The sequence below is a fragment of the Saccharothrix variisporea genome (assembly GCF_003634995.1).
Classification (GTDB): Bacteria; Actinomycetota; Actinomycetes; order Mycobacteriales; family Pseudonocardiaceae; genus Actinosynnema; species Actinosynnema variisporeum.
In genome coordinates this window covers 2,816,096-2,831,991 of record NZ_RBXR01000001.1, presented here as the reverse complement: position 1 = coordinate 2,831,991, position 15,896 = coordinate 2,816,096, and the positions used below count along the sequence as shown (strand labels likewise).

The window sequence follows — 15,896 nt, the reverse complement described above, 5'->3', positions numbered from 1 at the left end:
GGGGGGAGGAACACGCGCGATGTGGGTGCTCTGGCTGGTCCTCGCAGGGGTCTTCGGCGTCGCGGAGGCGGTGACGCTCACCGCGGCGCTGTCCGTGCTCGGCGGCGCGGCGCTGCTCACCGCGCCGTTCGCCGCGCTCGGCACGCCCCTGTGGGGCCAGCTGGTCGTGTTCACCGTCGTCTCGGGCGTCGGACTGGTGCTGCTGCGGCCGATCGCGCTGCGCCACCGCACCCCGGCTGCCGACCGCAGGTTCGGGGTGGACGCGCTGATCGGCGAACCCGCGCAGGTGCTGCGCGAGGTGCGGCCGGACGCGGGCCTGGTGAAGGTGCGCGGCGAGGAGTGGACCGCTCGGTCGTTCAACGACACCACCGTGATCCCCGCCGGAACCACCGTCGAGGTGCTGCGCATCAGCGGCACCACGGCCTTCGTCCACCCGAGGAGTTGATCGTGGAGTCTCCCGTCGCACTGGTAGTGGCGCTGGCCGTGGTGCTGCTCGCCGTGTTCACGGTCGCCCGCGCCGTGCGGATCGTGCCGCAGGGCAAGGCGAGCAACATCGAGCGGCTGGGCCGGTTCCACCGCACGCTGCGGCCCGGCCTGAACCTGGTCATCCCGTTCGTGGACCGGGTCCGGCAGACCATCGACCTGCGCGAGCAAGTGGTCTCGTTCCAGCCGCAGCCGGTGATCACCGAGGACAACCTGGTCGTGGAGATCGACACGGTGGTGTACTTCCAGGTCACCGAACCCCGGGCCGCCGCCTACGAGATCGCCGACTACCTGCAGGCCGTCGAGCAGTTGACCGTCACGACCCTGCGCAACGTCGTCGGCTCGATGGACCTGGAAGCCACGCTCACCTCCCGCGACACCATCAACAGCAGGTTGCGCGGGGTGCTCGACGACGCGACCGGCAAGTGGGGCCTGCGCGTGAGCCGGGTGGAGATCAAGGCCATCGACCCGCCGCAGTCCATCAAGGACGCGATGGAGAAGCAGATGCGTGCCGAACGCGACAAGCGCGCGGCCATCCTCACCGCCGAGGGGCAGCGGCAGGCGCAGATCCTGACCGCCGAGGGCGACCAGCGCGCGGCCGTGCTGCGGGCGCAGGGCGACCGGGAGGCCGAGGTGCTGCGCGCGAAGGGGCAGGCGAGCGCGATCGACGAGGTCTTCCAGGCGGTGCACCGCAACAACCCCGACCCAAAGCTGCTGGCCTACCAGTACCTGCAGACTCTGCCGCAACTCGCTCAGGGCAGCGGCAACACCGTCTGGGTGGTGCCGGGCGAACTCACCGCGGCACTCCAAGGTCTGTCCCAGGCGTTCACCCCGACGACCCGCGCCACCGACCCGATCCCCGGGGCACCGGCGCACCACACGACCAACGGGCACTCCTGACCGCCGGACAACAGCTGCGGGCAGGCCCTCGCCAGGACACGCCGGGCGTAGCGGCTCGCGTGCGCGCCACAGCAGAGGTACCGCGAGCAGCACGACCGTGGCGGTGAGGATCGCTCGCGGGGGGCGGCGGCCCCGCCACCGTCGTCGGCGGACCCGACGGTCCGGCCACGTCCCGAAGAGGCCGAGCGCGCCCGCCGCAGGTGCTTCAACGACACCACCTCCGACCCCGCTGCCCCACTTGGTCTGCGTCACGCCGCGCCGGCTGGCAGCACCAGTGGAGGTCCGCCGGCAGCGGCAGCGCGGGCACATCCGCCAACGGGAGCGTGTTCACCGTGGCCACGGTCGTGCGCAGGTCGTCAGGCACGAAGGTCGCGGTAGCGCAGGGTGTGGGCGCAGTCGGCCGCGGTCGGGCGGCGGTGGGGCACCAGGGAGGTCATCCGGCCCAGAAGCCGGGTCAGGTCGTCGGGGAGGTCGGCTGGGAGGTGTGGTGGTCGGTGCAGGCGGGCCGCGGCGGCTTCGGCGCGTCCGCCGGGGAACTCGCGGTGGCCGGTGAGGCATTCGAGCAGGACCAGTCCCAACGCGTAGATGTCGGTGGCGGTGGTGATGTCCTGGCCGCGGACCTGTTCGGGGGCGAGGTAGGCGGCGGTGCCCATGACGTGGCCGGTTTTGGTCAGCTGGGGGCTGTCGGGCAGCCGGGCGAGTCCGAAGTCGGCCAGGTGGGGTCGTCCTCGGTCGTCGAGCAGGATGTTGGCCGGGGTGATGTCGCGGTGCACGATGCCGCGTGCGTGGACGTGGTCCAGCGCCTCGGCGATGTGTGCGCCGAGTTCGCGTACCGTGTCGACGTCCATCGCGCCGACCGCCATCCGGTCGCGCAGGGTGCCGCCGTCGACCAGGCGCATCACGACGAAGGACCTGGACCCGTCGGTGCCGGCGTCGAGCACCGACACCACGCCGGGGTGCTGCAACCCGGCCAACGTCCGAACCTCGTGCCGGAACCGTCTGCGCGTCGCGCCGCCGGCGTCCCAGCGAACGATCTTCACCGCCACCGGCCGGTTGAACGTCGTGTCCCACGCCCTGCGGACCTCACCGGCGCCGCCTGAACCGAGCAGCTCTCCCAGCCGGTAGCGACCAGCCAGCAGTTCACGTTCGGCAGCCGCAGACACCAACAGGCCCTTTCGTCCAGAACCGGACTTCCGTGACTACCGGGAGGATCGGGCCGGGTAAACCCGCGGACTTCGGGATGGCGCAGGGGAAGCGGTGCGCGCACGAGGCGGCCAGGCTGGTGCGACAGCAACGCCGACTACATCGTCGTGAATGTCGAAGTCTGGCCCGGCGAAGCGTCGTGACGGCCTGAAGCACGCCACTGCGACGCCGACCGGGGCGCTTCGGACAGGGGTGACCGGTCCGCGGTGGTGGTCGTTTCAGGTGGTGGTCGGCTGTCGGTCGCGTGGCGTGGTGCCGGACCAGCGGGTGATGACCGGGCCGGCGGTGGCCAGCAGGAGGACGTAGGCGGTCACGAGCGGGCCGAGGCGGTCGTGTCCGGTGCCGGCGAGGCCGATGATGACGATGGAGAACTCGCCGCGGGCGATCAGCGCGGTGCCCGCCCGCAGCCGTCCGCGCCGCCCGGCGCCGTCGCGTCCGGCCGCGTACCAGCCGGTGACCACCTTGGTGACCGCGCCCGCTGCGGCCAGCGCCAGTGCGACCGGCAGGACCGGCACCAGGTCGGCGGGGCTGACAGCCAGTCCGATGGCGAGGAAGAACGCGGCGGCGACCAGGTCGCGCAGCGGGGCCAGCACGGCGCGGGCGCGTTCGGCGGCCTCACCGGTGAGGGTCAGGCCGACCAGGAAGGCGCCGACCGCCGCCGAGACGTCCACGAACTCGGCCAGGGCGGCGACGACGAGCGTGGCCCCGAGGACGCGCAGCATGAGCTGCTCGGCGTCGGGGTGGGCCAGCCACCGGTTGACGTGGTGGCCGTAGCGGTGGGAGGCGAGGAACGCCGCCCCGACCGCCCCGACCGCCACCAGCACCCCTAGCGACGCCTCCCACCACGCGCCGCCGGCGGCGAGCACCGCCAGCACGGGCAGGTAGAGGGCCATGGCGAAGTCCTCCATCACCAGGACGGCCAGCACCGCCGGGGTCTCCCGGTTGCCCAGGCGGCGCAGGTCGTCCAGCAGCCGCGCGACGATCCCCGACGACGACACCCAGGTGGCGCCGGCCAGGGCCAGCACGCCCACGGTGTCCAGTCCGAGCAGCAGTCCCACGATCGCGCCGGGCGCCGCACCCAGCACCAGGTCGACCAGCGCCGAAGGCAGGTGGCGGCGCACGCTGTGGGTGAACTCGGCGGTCGAGAACTCCAGGCCCAGGGTGAGCAGCAGGAGCACGACGCCGATCGTCGCGCCGGTCCTGACGAACTCGCCCGCGGCCGGCACCGGGGCGATGCCGCCCTCGCCCAGCACCAGGCCGGCCAGCAGGTACAGCGGGATGGGGGACAGGCCGAGCCTGCGGGCGAACGCGCCGAGCGCGCTGAGCGCCAGGAGGATGACGCCCAGTTCCAGCAGCAGCGCGAGCGAGTCGTGCACGTCTCAGCCCTCGATGATGCGCCGCACGCCCTCGATGCCGTCGTGCGTGCCGATCACCACCAGGACGTCACCGGGGCGCAGCACCTGGGTAGGTGCGGGTGAGGCGATCACGTCCTCGCCCCGCACCACGGCCACGATGGACGCGCCCGTCCGGGTCCGGGCGCGGGTGGCGCCGAGCGGCTGGTCGGCGTGCGGCGACGCGGGCGGCACGACCACCTGTCCCGCCGCCAGCCCCGGGACCTCCTTGGTGAGGTCGGCGAAGCGCTCGGCGATGCGCGGCGCGCCCAGGATCTCGGCCACCGTGTCCGCCTCTTCGCGGGTCAGGCGCAGCAACGGCCGGCTCTCGTCGGGGTCGGCCGCCGAGTAGGCGACCACCTCGAACCCGCCCGACCGGCGCGCGATGACGCCGATCCGCTGCCCCTCGGCGTTGGTGAACTCGTACCGCAGCCCGACGCCCGGCAGCAGCACCTCGTTGACGTCCATCGCCCCATGATGGCGCGGGCGGGAGCCCCACACCTCCTCGGTTCGCGCTGTGCGGGTGGGGCACCTGCGGGTAGGGTGACGCGCGGTGTGCCGGGAAGCCTGGTCGGCGGTGGACGACGTCGTACCCACGACCGGGAGCAGACATGACCGCGCACACGGTGCTGACCGGCTACGGGCGCGCCGCCGCCTCGGCCGGCACCCGGGACCTCGTGGTCCTCGACGTCGACCACTCGCGCACGTCCCTGGCCGTCGAGGACGGCGCGCAAGCGGTGCTCGGCGACGGCCGCGCGGGCGAAGCGCTGATCGCGGTGGGTGGGGCTCGCGCTGAGTCGTGGGGCACTGTCGACCGTGCGGGCCGACGACGAACTCGTCGTCCTGCGGTCGGTCAGGGAGCCGTGACCGTGGTCAATGCCGTTCGACGGTCCGCAGCACGATCGCGATCAGCAGGAACCCCGCGACCAGCAGGGCCGCGATTACCAGCCCGGACATGTCTGCCCACCCCGTGTGCGCTGTGCTGACAACAGTCCGATGCTAGCGCACGCTGTGACCGCTGCCACAACAACCAGTTCCGGGGGTGTCGATCATGCGTGCTCATGACCTGGCGGAGGACTACCCGCTCGTCCGGTTGAGCGACAACGCGTTGGACGCGGCCAGGCTGATCGCCGAGCAACGGCGACCCGGCGTGGTCGTGGTCGGCGACGACGGGGAGCCGGTGACGGTGCTGCCCGCCTCCCAGGTGCTGCGGTTCAGCGTGCCCGGGTACGTGCAGGAGGACCCCTCGCTGGCCCGGGTCTACGACGAGCAGGGCGGCGCGGACGTCTGCGTGCGCAAGCTGTCGGACCGGTCGGTCAAGGAAGTGCTGCCGCCCAAGGAAAAGCGGTACGAGCTGCCCATGGTGTCCGGCGACGCGACGGTGCTGGAGTGCGCGGCGACGATGGCCCGGCTGCACACCCCGCTGATCGTCGTCGCCGATCACGGGGAGATCCACGGTGTCGTCACGGCATCACATCTGCTGGAGGTCATCCTGAACGCCTCGGAGTCGCCCGCATGACGCTCAGCCAGGTCCTGTCGGTGGTCGTGTTCGTCGGCGCCTACATCCTGATCGCCACCGAGCGGGTCCACCGCGTCGCCGCTGCCCTCGGTGGTGCCGCGCTCATGCTCGCCCTCGGTCTGACCGACGGTGAGACCGCGTTCCATTCCCTCGACGCCGGCATCGACTGGAACGTGGTGTTCCTGCTGCTGGGCATGATGGTCATCGTCGGGGTGCTCAAGCAGACCGGCCTGTTCGAGTACCTGGCCATCGCCGCGGCCAAGCGTGCTCGCGGCAGGCCCTACGCGATGCTGGTCATGCTGGTCGTGATCACCGCTGTCGCCTCCGCGGCGCTGGACAACGTCACCACGGTGCTGCTGATCGCGCCGGTGACCTTCCTGGTGTGCGACCGGCTGGGGCTCAACCCGATCCCGTTCCTGATCGCCGAGGTGATGGCGTCCAACATCGGCGGCACGGCGACCCTGATCGGCGACCCGCCCAACATCATCATCGCCAGCCGCGCCGGGTTCTCGTTCAACGACTTCCTCGTTCACCTGGCACCGTTCGTCGTGGTGTTGATGGTGGTGTTCGTGGTCGTGTGCCGGTGGTTGTTCCGCGATGCCTTCCGCTACGACGAGAAGCGCGTCGCCGAGGTCATGGCGCTGTCGGAGCGGGAAGCGATCCGCAACCGGACGCTGCTGTGGCAGAGCTTGCTCGTGCTGGCGTTGGTGTTGGCCGGGTTCACGTTGCACAGCGCGTTGCACGTGGAGCCGTCGGTGGTGGCGCTGCTGGGTGCGGGCCTGCTGGTGCTGATCTCGAAGGTGACCACCGAGGAGGCCATCGCCGACGTCGAGTGGGAGACCCTGGTCTTCTTCATGGGCCTGTTCGTCATGGTCGGTGCGCTGGTCAAGACCGGCGTGATCGGCGAGGTGTCGCGGGCTTTGGCGGACGCGGTGGGTGGGCAGCCGCTGGTCGCCGTGATGGCGCTGCTGGTGATCTCCGCTGTGCTCTCGGCCATTGTGGACAACATCCCGTACGTCGCGACGATGTCCCCGATCGTGGCCGACCTGGTGTCCGCGCAGGGCGGCACGACCCAGGCCGAGTCACTGTGGTGGTCGCTGGCGCTGGGCGCGGACCTGGGCGGCAACGCGACCGCCGTGGGCGCGAGCGCGAACGTGGTCGTGCTGGGGCTGGCGGCGCGCAACGGCACACCGATCAGCTTCTGGACCTTCACCCGGTACGGGCTGGTGGTCGCGGGGCTGTCGGTCCTGCTGTCCGCGCCCTACCTGTGGCTGCGCTACTTCGTGCTGGCGTGAGCGGCGGCCTCGCGGCAGAGCGGCCTTGGTCACGTCGACGGGTGGTGGCGGGTCGGGTCTGTACCGACACCGCCCGTGGCGGGTCGCCGGTCGGCGGCTCGGCCCACGATGTCGGATCAGGCCGGGCGGTGGCCTGGCTCTTCTTCAGTTCGTTGAGCGCCCTCCAGAACGCGTCGAACAGGTCCCGCAGCTGCACCAGGCAGGTGAGGGCGCTGGCCAGCGCCTTGAGCAGGCCGGCCACGATCCGCACCACCTGCGCGATCTTCGCCGTGGCCTGGGCGACCACCACCGGCGCCGCTGCCCCGAGCGTGCATGCCAGCTCGATGGCCCAGCTCACCAGCGCGCCCGCGAGGGCGGCCAGCAGGTCGCGGATGGCCACGCGGATGCCCCCCGACGACCTCGGCCATCGCCAGCGTGATGCCGACGATGCCGTGCGCGCCGCCGGCCGCGCCCTTGGCGATCCCGGCGATGCCCTCGGCCTTGCGCAGGGCCACCGGGCTCACTGATCGGTCCGGGCGGTGTCGGGGCGTCCGGTGGGCAGGTTGTCCGGGGGTTCGATGCTGAGGGCCTTGGCGACGGGGACGTCGGTGGAGGAGTGCAGCACGATCGACAGGGCGATGGTGATGGCCACGAGGTCGAAGACGTGTTCGCCGGCGGGTATCCCCGCTTGCAGGGCGAGCAGGCCGTAGACGACGGAGGCGAAGCCCTTGGGGCCGAACCAGGCCGCGACCGAGCGTTCACGGGCGGGCAGCGGGGTGCGAAGCAGCGAGAACAGCATCGCCGCGGGCCGCACGAGCAGGATCGCGATGATCGCTACGGCCCAGTCGCCGAGGCTGAGGTGGGAGATCCGGTCGGGGGTGATGAGGGCGCCGAAGACGAGCAGGGCGGCGAATTTCGTGGTTTCGGAAAGCAGGTCGCCGAAGTGTTCGAAGTGCTCGGCGGTGACGCGGTCGAGGGTGGCCAGGGTGGAGCCGGCGGCGAAGGCGGCGAGGTAGGGGTTGGCGTGGGTGAGGTGGCAGCCGGCGTAGACGATGACGCCGATGGCCAGCGGGCCCAGGGCTTGCAGGCGGGGTTCGGCGGTGAGGATCTTGAGTCGCCAGGCCAGTGCCACGACGGCGGCGACGGCGATGCCGAGGGCGAGGCCGGAGACCAGTTCGATGGCGATGGTGGCGAAGTCGGTGTCGCGGTTGGTGGCGGTGGCGAGGAAGATCAGGACGAAGGGCAGGGCGAGGCCGTCGTTGAGCCCGGATTCGACGTTGAGCAGTCGGCGCAGGCGCAGCGGCACGTCGGTGCGGCCCACGATCGCGGAGGCGAAGACCGGGTCGGTGGGGGACAGGATCGCGCCGACCAGCAGCGCGGTCGTCCAGTCCAGACCGGCGAGGAAGTGGGCGGGGACGGCGATGCCGACCATGGTCAGCGGCATGGCCAGGCCGAGGGCGCGGCCGGACAGCCGCCAGCCCTCGCGCAGTGCGGGGAGGCCGGCGCGTTGGCCGTCGGTGAACAGCACGGTGAACAGCGCGAGGTCGGCCAGGCCGGTGACGAACGCACCGTTGGAGGGGATGTCCACCCAGCCGAAGCCGCCCTGCCCGATCAGCGCGCTGGCGAGCAGGAACAACAGCGCGGTGGACAGGATCGTGCGGGCGGCGACGCCCGACAGCGACACGCTGATGAGCAGCACGACACCGAACGCCAACACCAGCGCCATCGACGAACTCCGTCCAGGTCGAACGCCCTCGACGCGGTGTGCGTGAGGGTGTGCCGACCAGACTTCCCGGCGTTCCGGGCGCAAACATGCCGCAAAAGCGGGGCGGAGGCAAACCCTGGCTCCGGGGGCGGGTGGTGAGGCCCGTGGCCACGATGTCCACCAGCAGGTAGACGATCCGGGGGTACAGGGCCGGGTCGCCGAGCCGGTCCGCGAACAGGGGGGTGAGCACGACCGCCTGCACCACGACCACGACCATGGCCGGCTCGACGTCGATCAGCTCGCCGGAGCGCCGTCGTTCGGTGATGAACTCCGTCAGCGCCGTGACGGGGTTGTCGACGGCCGCGGTGACCCGTTCCGGGTCCAGCTTGGCGGCCACCGCGCGCATCTCCTCGGGGTGGCGGATCGACCGGCTCCACAGTGGACTGGTCTCCAGCTCGTGCAGGTGGCGTGCAAGAACTTCCGCAGCCCGTCGCGCGCGTCGGTGGCGGCGAGGGATGAAGGCCAAGGCCACCATGAACAGCCCCGCGAACACCAACGGCGTGACCGTACTTCGGGAGGAGATCGAGGTGTGAATCCGGCCGCCGGGATGCGCGAGGCCCGGTCCGGCGGGTCGGCGCAAAGAAACCATCAAGGTCGACCGCGTGGCCTGGACGCGACTGAACACTTGTTCAATGATCTGAACATGCGTTCAGATCTCACCGCCCGCGCACGGATCCGCGACGCGGCGCTGGCCCGGTTCGGCACCGACGGCATCGGTGGCACGTCGGTGCGCTCGGTGGCGGCCGATGCGGGGGTATCGCCCGCGTTGGTGGTGCACCACTTCGGTTCCAAGGAGGGATTGCGGCAGGCGTGCGACGAGTACGTGCTCGACGCGATCCGGTCCGGTGGTTCGACCGACGCGGACGCGTTGGGCGAAGTGTTGCGGGCGGCCACACCGGTTCGGCGGTACCTGGCGCGGGCGTTGCTGGACGGGTCGGACGCGGCGACGGCGTTGTTCGGTGAGATCGTGGCGCGCACCGAGCAGTGGTTGGCCGAGGGTGAGGCTCAGGGGTGGGTGCGACCCAGCGCCGACGCGCGGGCTCGGGCCGTGACCTACGTGTCCTGGTTGCTGGCGCCCCTCGTGCTCGGGGACCAGGTCGGACGGCTGCTGGGTGGTGACCCTGCGGAGACCGCCGTGGCCGTGTGCGGCGCGCGGGCGGGTCTGGAGATGTTGACCGGCGGGCTGTTCACCGACGACCGGTGGCTCACCGCGTTCACGGCGATCGAGCGGGAGGGCCGGTGAAGGCGCTCCTGGTCACCCACGGCACCCGCGGCGACGTCCAGCCGATGCTTGCGCTGGCCGTGGCGCTGCGCGAGGCCGGCCACCATGCCCTGCTGGCGGCTCCGGCGTCGTTCGCTCCGGCCGCGCGGGACAACGGGGTGGAGTTCGCCGCCCTGGACGAAGGACCCAACCGGCTGATGGACGACCCCGTGGTCCGGCGAGCCGTGGACGGCGGCTACCGCGGCCTGCGCGGCAAGATCACCGCGTTGCGCACGGCCGGTCGCATCAAGCCGCTGATGGCGGACGTGCTGCGCGACCTCGGACCGGTGGCGCGTGCCTCGGGTGCCGACGTCGTGGTGCACACGCCCAGCGTCCCGGCCCAGCACGTCGCCGAGCTGCTCGGTGTGCCTGCCGTGCTCGCGACGTTCCAGCCCGGGTGGGTGCCGACCTCGGCGTTCCCCTGCCCGATGGTGCCGCTGCCCAGGCTGCCGCGGTTCCTCAACCGGACGACGTACCTGACCGTGTCGGCGACCCTGCGCGCGTTCGCCGGGATCGTGGAGAAGTGGCGCGTCCGAGACCTGGGTCTGCCGCGCCGCAAGGGCGAGCACGACCTACTCCACGGTCCAGACGGGCGCGACCGATGGGTGTTGCAGGCGTTCAGCCCCGCTGCCTCCCCGGTCGCCCCGGACTGGCCGGCGTCGGTGCACACCACCGGGTTCTGGTACCTGCCCTCCGGGCCCTGGACACCACCCGCGCGGCTTTCGGAGTTCCTGGCCGCCGGACCGCCTCCTGTCTACGTCGGGTTCGGCAGCATGGCCGGCCGCGACGCCGAACGCACCGGCCGGACCGTGGTCGACGCGGTGCGCGCGGCCGGGGTGCGGGCGGTGCTGGCCACGGGCTGGGGCGGGATCGACGCCGCCGCCTCCCCCGACGTGCTGGTCATCGACCAGGCTCCGCATGACTGGCTGTTCCCGCGCATGGCCGCCGTCGTGCACCACGGGGGTGGCGGTACGACGGCCGCCGCGCTGGCCGCCGGGGTGCCGCAGGTGGTGTGCCCGTTCGTCGCCGACCAGCCGTACTGGGCGAGCCGGATGCACGCGCTCGGCGTCGCGCCCCGGCCGGTGCGGCAGCAGCGACTCGACGCCGACACCCTGGCCGCCGCCATCACCACTGCCCTCACCCTGCGCTCACGCGCCGCCGATGTCGCCCACGTCGTCCGGGCCGAGCCAGGCACGGGCGAAGCCGTGCGGCTGCTGGAAGAACTACTCGAACCTCGACTGTCCACAATGGATCAATCTGCGGTTTGACCGGGTCACCGGTCCTGGTCGGCGTCGCGCCACCACCACGCCGTGCCGAGCACGCCGCCGATCCCGACCAGTGCCACCAAGCCGAAGCCGATCGCGCCGGGCATGGCGCGGTCGGGTCCGGCGACGCCGCTGAACAACGCGGGCACCGACCACGGGAAGTGGTGTCCATGGCCCAGCGCGGCCACGACCTGGGCGAGGAACACGGTGGCGATCACCGCGGCGATGCCGGACAGGTACCCACGACCGGCGCTGGCCGCCAAGGCGACCGGGCTCATCACGGCCACGGTCATGCCCGCCACGGCGAGCAGCCGCAGCAGTGCGGTGAGCGCGATGCCGGCGTTCCAGCCCGGCAGCCCCAGCACCGCACCGACCGCCAGGCCCAGCACGGCGAGCTGGACGGTCAGGAGCAGGCACCACCCGGCGGCGACGACGAACTTGGCCACGACGATCGTCGTGCGGGAGGTGGGCAGGGCGAGCAGGTCCTTGACGGTGCCCTGGCTGAACTCGCGACCGAACAGCCACACCACCACCAGCCCGAACAGCACCGTGCCGCCGACTGCCGCGGTCTGCGCGAGCATGGCGAAGTAGCCGGGCCAGTCCGCCTCCGCGCCGGCCAACGTCGCCTTGGCCCCCAGCAGCCCCAACGACCGCGCCCGCCGCTGGTCCTGCAGGACGAACATGAACAGGCCACCGACCAGGGCGGCGAACGCGAAAGCCGCGGCCGTGGCCACCGGGACCCGCGACCGGCGGGTTTTGAGCGCCTCGACCCGCACGGCGACGACCAGCCGGCTCACCGGGCACCGACCAGGCGGAGGAAGACGGTCTCCAGGTCGTCCTGCTCGACAGTCAGCCCGGTGGGCGGGCACCCGGCGCGCACGAGCACCGTGGCGACCACGTCCGGCTCGCGCACCGCGCGTTCCTGGGCCAGCGTGACGCCGCCCTCCTCCTCCTGGACCTCCAACCCCGCCGCCCGCAGCACCGCGGCGCCGGTCGCCGGGTCGCGGGTGGTCACCCGCAGCCGCGGGCGCGCCCGCGCGGCCAGGTCGTCCTGCAGCAGGCGCCCCTCGTGCAGGACGCCGATCCGGGTCGCCAGCCGCGCGACCTCGGCCAGGACGTGGCTGGACAGCACGACCGTCACCCCGTGCTCCCGGCTCAGCCCGCGCAGCAGCTCCCGGACCTCCACCACACCGGCCGGGTCCAACGCGTTGGCCGGCTCGTCGAGCACCAGCAGCTCCGGCCGGTGCAGCAACGCCTTGGCCAACCCCAAGCGTTGTGCGTTGCCCTGCGACAGCGTCCCCGCCCGGCGGTCGGCGTAGGCGTCCAAACCCAGCCGGGACACCACTTCCTCCACCTCCCGCCGCCCGCGCAGACCACGCAACCCGGCCACCACACGGAGGTTCTCCACGACCGTGAGCTCGGGATAGGCGGCCGGTTCCTCCACCAGGTAACCCACCCGCGCCCACACCTCGCGACGACCACGCCCGACCACCGAACCGAGCACCCGCACCGAGCCTTCAGTCGGCCGGACCATGCCCAGCAGCATCCGGATCGTGGTCGTCTTGCCGGCGCCGTTGAGCCCCAGCAGCGCGTACACCTCGCCCCGCCCGATCGACAACGACACACCGTCCACAGCAACCACGTCGCCGTACCGCTTCACCAACCCGGCGGCCTCCACCACGCCGGTCACGACTTCACCGCGCGCACGCAGCGCTCGATCTCCGACGCCGGACCAGCCTGCGGGTACCGCTCGGCGTACTCACGCGGCCCCACCTGCTCGACCTCGCGCCACCCGAACTCGGCCAGGAACGACCCGACCTCCTCAGGCGCGAGCCCGAACCGCCACAACCGCCCCTTGAGGACGAAACGCCGGTGTGCCGCGTCCCCGCCGTACAGCTCGACGCCCTCGAGGAAGTCCCGGCGCACGTAGGTGAACACCAACTCGCTGCCGGAGGGCGCGCCGGCCAGGTACGCGAACGTCGCCCGCACCGACTCCTCGTCCAGGTACTGGGTCACTGCCTCCCCCACAAACAGCGTCCGCCGGTCACCCCGGTAGCCGTGGGATGCGAGCACCTCACCCAGGTCCTGCGCACCGAAATCAACCGGCACCAGCGTGACACCGTCCGCAACCTCCCCGGACAGGCGACGCATCCGAGCCTGTTTGCGCACGGTGTTCGCCGGCAGGTCCACCTCGAAAGCCGGCACCCCGGCGGGCGCGACGAGCCGGTAGGCACGTGTGTCGAACCCGGCCCCGAGGACCACCACGGCCTCGACACCGCCCCGCACGGCCGCGACCGTCACGTCGTCGATGTACCGCTTGCGGCACAACATGCTCGACCACAGGCCAGGAACCTGCTTCTCCGTGGCCGACATCAGCGCCCGCCGCACCGGCGCCCACCGCGCACAAGCCACCGCGACCCGTCCGTCCCACGGGATCAACCGCGCGGCCAACTCATCGCGCACCACAGGCGAGTCCGAATACTGGTCGACCGCCACGACCACCATCGGACCCACCGCGGTCTGCGCCGCACCACTGCTCATGTGTGCTCCATCCAGGGAAGCGTTCGGGCAATCACGCCGACCAGGCTTCCCGGCACACCGAATGCCACCCTACCGCCGGGACAGCTCGTGAACCGATGGCTCCGCGGTACGGCGGCGTCAGGATCGCGTAAGGACGACCCGAACCGCCCGTACGGAGTCCGCAAACACACCAGGCGCCGACCGGGCCGGCACGGTGCAGTACAGCGATGCGCCTACCTCGCAGGACCAAGCCCCCGGTGCACGGACCGGCCGGCTACGCGCTGGGCTTCACCGCGGCGGTCTTCGCCGGCCTGCTCGCCGTCGCCGCCGGCGCGACCAACCACCCCATCCTGTCGCTGATCGCGATGGTGGCCGTCGTCGACCTGATCGCGATGCTCAGCACCGTCCCGGCGATGCTGGCGACCGCCATCGTGTGCTGGCTGCTGCACGCCGGCTTCGTCCTCGGCCGCCGCGGCGACCTGGTCTTCGACGACGACTCCCGCGACTTCGGCCTCACCCTGCTCGCCGCCGGCCTCTGCTCGGCCGCGGTGGCCACCGCCCTGCGCGGTTCGCGCCGCCCGACGCGAACCGCTGTGCCACGGCAGCGCACCGCCGAGCCCGACCTGCCGAGTCGTGCGGTCGTTCTCGCGCCGACCGTGGAGAGGTCACCGCGATGACCCCGCGGCCACCCGCGGAGGACGACCCCGGCTCCCGGGGGGTGGAAAGCCGGGATCGCCTCGATCGCCGGGCGGGGGGATTCCCGGCCCGCGCATGGTAGACCGCCGGCGAGCCGCAGTGGCCCGGCGATGTCGAACTCCACGATCCGGTGACGCCCGCGGGGAAAGCTGCGATGTGCCCACTACACTTGCGCGCATTGGTTCGGAGCCCCGTCCGGTGACGTTCATGGTGTGCCGGGAAGCCTGGTCGGCCGACATCGGCTACCCGTGCGGAGACCACACCATGACCCGAGCACCCGGACTCAGACCCAGTGACCCGGCGACGCCGTCACCTGCCACCGACGCCACCGACCGGGCGCTGTTCCTCCTGGCGGCCACGTTCGTCGTGATCGCGACGACCGACCTGGTGATCGGCATCTGCATCACCGAGCTGTGGCCCTACCTCGTCGCCGCGCTGTGCGGCCTCGCCGCCAGTGCTCTGACCTGGCTTCGCCGACGCAGTCGAGTCGACCACTGACCCGACTGCTCCATAACCTGTTCCCGAACGAGACGAACCACTCGCCCGACGGTCCACTTCGCCCATTGGTGCCGCGCCCCGGCCGAACCGCGCGCGACGGTGGCGGAGGGCATCGGCCGGCGGCAACCCCGGAGGGTCCCAGACGCCGTGCCCGTGACTCGACCGTGCGGGGCGCAGCGGGTGAGCCGGCCACCGTCGCCTACCCGAACGGCAGTTCGCTGGCCTTGGTGGAGAAGGACGCGGCAGGCCGGGTGGTGTTGCAACGCTGGCAGACCAGTGATGGCGTTCGGATCGATTCGACTGTGGGCCTCACCCGAGCGGGCACGATCACCGATGAGACGCTGGGTGGGGTCGACGCTCGTCCGGGCGCACCGAACCACGTCTACGACGCGGCGGGCCGGTTGACCGAGGCGTGGGTGGCGGGACACCACTACACCTACGACTTCACCTCCACCGCGCCCGTCGGCATGCCCTTCGGGCAAACGCCGAGCAGCTCGCAGATCACCAGGATCGGCAGTGGCAGGGCGAGGGCGGTATGCGGGTCACTCGCGATCGCCGCGTTGTCCGGACGGTGGCGTGGGCTGTGCCGTAGCCTTTCGATCGCAGACCGTAGTGGGAGTGGAACCGAGGGCGTCGTGACGGATCCTCAGCAGCGTGTGCAGGCGATGATGCGTTCCTTCCAGGAGCAGGTGGCCAAGGCGGGTCAGCTCCAGGAGGCGATGAAGGACATCCGCGGTGTGGGGCGCAGCCGTGATGGCGCGGTCACGGTCACCGCGGCGTCTTCCGGCGCGGTCCTCGGGCTCCAGTTGTCGCCGGCTGCGATGAGTCGCACGCACGTGGCGCTCCAGCAGGACATCCTGGACGCCATCCGGATGGCTACTCAGAACGCAGCCCAGCAGCTGGACGCGGCGGTGGCGCCGGTCTTGGGCGATCGGTTGCAGGAGTTCAAGGCGGGCTTGGCCGCGTCCGGGGTGCAGCCGATCATGCCGTCGGCGCCCGCGCCGCCGGGTGCTCCGCCTTCGGCTCCGGTGCCGCCGGACCCGGTGCAGCGGAACCGGCCGCCGCGCCCGCCGGTCCAAGACGACGACGAACCGCCGAGCACGTACTTGCGTTGAGGGGGA

General features: G+C 71.9%; 17 protein-coding genes and 1 pseudogene. 11 read left to right on the top strand and 7 right to left on the bottom strand.

The features are described 5' to 3' along the window. Positions 1-19: 19 nt before the first annotated feature. Entirely contained in the window at positions 20-445 is a 426-nt protein-coding gene (locus DFJ66_RS12335; protein WP_121220918.1) for an NfeD family protein, read from the top strand. Between the two features lie 2 nt (positions 446-447). Beyond that, positions 448-1,311 (top strand): annotated as a pseudogene (locus DFJ66_RS12330) (SPFH domain-containing protein); the annotation flags it as partial. A gap of 428 nt (positions 1,312-1,739) precedes the next feature. On the opposite strand, the gene DFJ66_RS12325 reads toward DFJ66_RS12330, so the two are convergent. From DFJ66_RS12325 to DFJ66_RS12315, 3 genes are all read right to left on the bottom strand, one after another. Then, positions 1,740-2,546, bottom strand: coding sequence for a serine/threonine-protein kinase (locus tag DFJ66_RS12325; protein ID WP_170199305.1), 807 nt, complete (start codon positions 2,544-2,546; stop codon positions 1,740-1,742). 258 nt (positions 2,547-2,804) lie between these two features. Next, positions 2,805-3,962, bottom strand: coding sequence for a cation:proton antiporter (locus tag DFJ66_RS12320; RefSeq protein ID WP_121220911.1), 1,158 nt, complete (start codon positions 3,960-3,962; stop codon positions 2,805-2,807). A 3-nt stretch (positions 3,963-3,965) separates the two neighbouring features. Continuing rightward, the gene (locus DFJ66_RS12315; RefSeq protein WP_121220909.1) at positions 3,966-4,445 is read right to left on the bottom strand and encodes a cation:proton antiporter regulatory subunit; all 480 of its coding nucleotides are present in this window, start codon (positions 4,443-4,445) and stop codon (positions 3,966-3,968) included. A gap of 583 nt (positions 4,446-5,028) precedes the next feature. On the opposite strand from DFJ66_RS12315, the gene DFJ66_RS12310 reads away from it, so the two are divergent. The 3 genes from DFJ66_RS12310 (at position 5,029) to DFJ66_RS12300 (ending at position 7,297) form a co-directional block, all read left to right on the top strand. Then, positions 5,029-5,496 carry a CBS domain-containing protein gene (locus DFJ66_RS12310; RefSeq protein WP_121220907.1) on the top strand — a complete coding sequence of 156 codons (468 nt, stop codon included), beginning with the start codon at positions 5,029-5,031 and terminating at the stop codon, positions 5,494-5,496. Continuing rightward, positions 5,493-6,791, top strand: coding sequence for an ArsB/NhaD family transporter (locus DFJ66_RS12305; RefSeq protein WP_121220905.1), 1,299 nt, complete (start codon positions 5,493-5,495; stop codon positions 6,789-6,791). Before DFJ66_RS12310 ends, DFJ66_RS12305 begins: the two co-directional genes overlap by 4 nt. Positions 6,792-6,919: 128 nt before the next feature. Then, on the top strand, positions 6,920-7,297 hold the full coding sequence (locus tag DFJ66_RS12300) for a hypothetical protein (RefSeq protein WP_121220903.1): 378 nt from the start codon (positions 6,920-6,922) through the stop codon (positions 7,295-7,297). Here the strand turns inward: DFJ66_RS12300 and DFJ66_RS12295 are convergent. Continuing rightward, on the bottom strand, positions 7,291-8,496 hold the full coding sequence (locus DFJ66_RS12295) for a cation:proton antiporter (RefSeq protein ID WP_121220901.1): 1,206 nt from the start codon (positions 8,494-8,496) through the stop codon (positions 7,291-7,293). The genes DFJ66_RS12300 and DFJ66_RS12295 overlap by 7 nt on opposite strands. Before the next feature lie 221 nt (positions 8,497-8,717). Between DFJ66_RS12295 and DFJ66_RS12290 the strand changes: the two genes are divergently transcribed. The 3 genes from DFJ66_RS12290 (at position 8,718) to DFJ66_RS12280 (ending at position 11,064) form a co-directional block, all read left to right on the top strand. Beyond that, positions 8,718-9,068, top strand: coding sequence for a hypothetical protein (locus DFJ66_RS12290; protein ID WP_121220899.1), 351 nt, complete (start codon positions 8,718-8,720; stop codon positions 9,066-9,068). A 110-nt stretch (positions 9,069-9,178) separates the two neighbouring features. Then, positions 9,179-9,778: a TetR/AcrR family transcriptional regulator gene (locus tag DFJ66_RS12285; protein WP_121220897.1), complete on the top strand. Its 600-nt coding sequence runs from the start codon at positions 9,179-9,181 to the stop codon at positions 9,776-9,778. Then, positions 9,775-11,064, top strand: a complete 1,290-nt coding sequence (locus DFJ66_RS12280; RefSeq protein ID WP_121220895.1) for a glycosyltransferase — start codon at positions 9,775-9,777, stop codon at positions 11,062-11,064. The genes DFJ66_RS12285 and DFJ66_RS12280 overlap by 4 nt, the downstream gene beginning before the upstream one ends. Before the next feature lie 5 nt (positions 11,065-11,069). Here DFJ66_RS12280 and DFJ66_RS12275 read toward each other — a convergent pair whose 3' ends face one another. The 3 genes from DFJ66_RS12275 to DFJ66_RS12265 are packed head-to-tail and all read right to left on the bottom strand — an operon-like array spanning position 11,070 to position 13,602. Next, complete coding sequence (locus DFJ66_RS12275) at positions 11,070-11,858, bottom strand: ABC transporter permease (RefSeq protein WP_246029717.1); 789 nt, start codon at positions 11,856-11,858, stop codon at positions 11,070-11,072. Next, positions 11,855-12,751, bottom strand: a complete 897-nt coding sequence (locus DFJ66_RS12270; RefSeq protein ID WP_246029716.1) for an ABC transporter ATP-binding protein — start codon at positions 12,749-12,751, stop codon at positions 11,855-11,857. The genes DFJ66_RS12275 and DFJ66_RS12270 overlap by 4 nt, the downstream gene beginning before the upstream one ends. Further along, positions 12,748-13,602, bottom strand: a complete 855-nt coding sequence (locus tag DFJ66_RS12265) for an SAM-dependent methyltransferase (protein ID WP_121220893.1) — start codon at positions 13,600-13,602, stop codon at positions 12,748-12,750. Before DFJ66_RS12265 ends, DFJ66_RS12270 begins: the two co-directional genes overlap by 4 nt. A gap of 206 nt (positions 13,603-13,808) precedes the next feature. Between DFJ66_RS12265 and DFJ66_RS42645 the strand changes: the two genes are divergently transcribed. The 3 genes from DFJ66_RS42645 to DFJ66_RS44120 all read left to right on the top strand — a co-directional run bounded on the left by DFJ66_RS42645 (position 13,809) and on the right by DFJ66_RS44120 (position 15,890). After that, positions 13,809-14,258, top strand: a complete 450-nt coding sequence (locus DFJ66_RS42645) for a hypothetical protein (RefSeq protein WP_170199025.1) — start codon at positions 13,809-13,811, stop codon at positions 14,256-14,258. A gap of 217 nt (positions 14,259-14,475) precedes the next feature. After that, a complete protein-coding gene (locus DFJ66_RS42640; RefSeq protein WP_170199303.1) occupies positions 14,476-14,775 on the top strand; it encodes a hypothetical protein in 300 nt (99 codons plus the stop codon). 227 nt (positions 14,776-15,002) lie between these two features. Beyond that, on the top strand, positions 15,003-15,890 hold the full coding sequence (locus tag DFJ66_RS44120) for a YbaB/EbfC family nucleoid-associated protein (RefSeq protein ID WP_246029715.1): 888 nt from the start codon (positions 15,003-15,005) through the stop codon (positions 15,888-15,890). Positions 15,891-15,896 lie beyond the last annotated feature (6 nt).

Bases quoted from the DNA above. Each gene is read 5' to 3' on its own strand.
- DFJ66_RS42645 (WP_170199025.1), top strand. From the start codon at position 13,809: ATGCGCCTACCTCGCAGGACCAAGCCCCCGGTGCACGGACCGGCCGGC.
- DFJ66_RS12265 (WP_121220893.1), bottom strand. From the start codon at position 13,602: ATGAGCAGTGGTGCGGCGCAGACCGCGGTGGGTCCGATGGTGGTCGTG.
- DFJ66_RS12310 (WP_121220907.1), top strand. From the start codon at position 5,029: ATGCGTGCTCATGACCTGGCGGAGGACTACCCGCTCGTCCGGTTGAGC.
- DFJ66_RS12335 (WP_121220918.1), top strand. From the start codon at position 20: ATGTGGGTGCTCTGGCTGGTCCTCGCAGGGGTCTTCGGCGTCGCGGAG.
- DFJ66_RS12285 (WP_121220897.1), top strand. From the start codon at position 9,179: ATGCGTTCAGATCTCACCGCCCGCGCACGGATCCGCGACGCGGCGCTG.
- DFJ66_RS12295 (WP_121220901.1), bottom strand. From the start codon at position 8,496: ATGGCGCTGGTGTTGGCGTTCGGTGTCGTGCTGCTCATCAGCGTGTCG.
- DFJ66_RS12305 (WP_121220905.1), top strand. From the start codon at position 5,493: ATGACGCTCAGCCAGGTCCTGTCGGTGGTCGTGTTCGTCGGCGCCTAC.
- DFJ66_RS12315 (WP_121220909.1), bottom strand. From the start codon at position 4,445: ATGGACGTCAACGAGGTGCTGCTGCCGGGCGTCGGGCTGCGGTACGAG.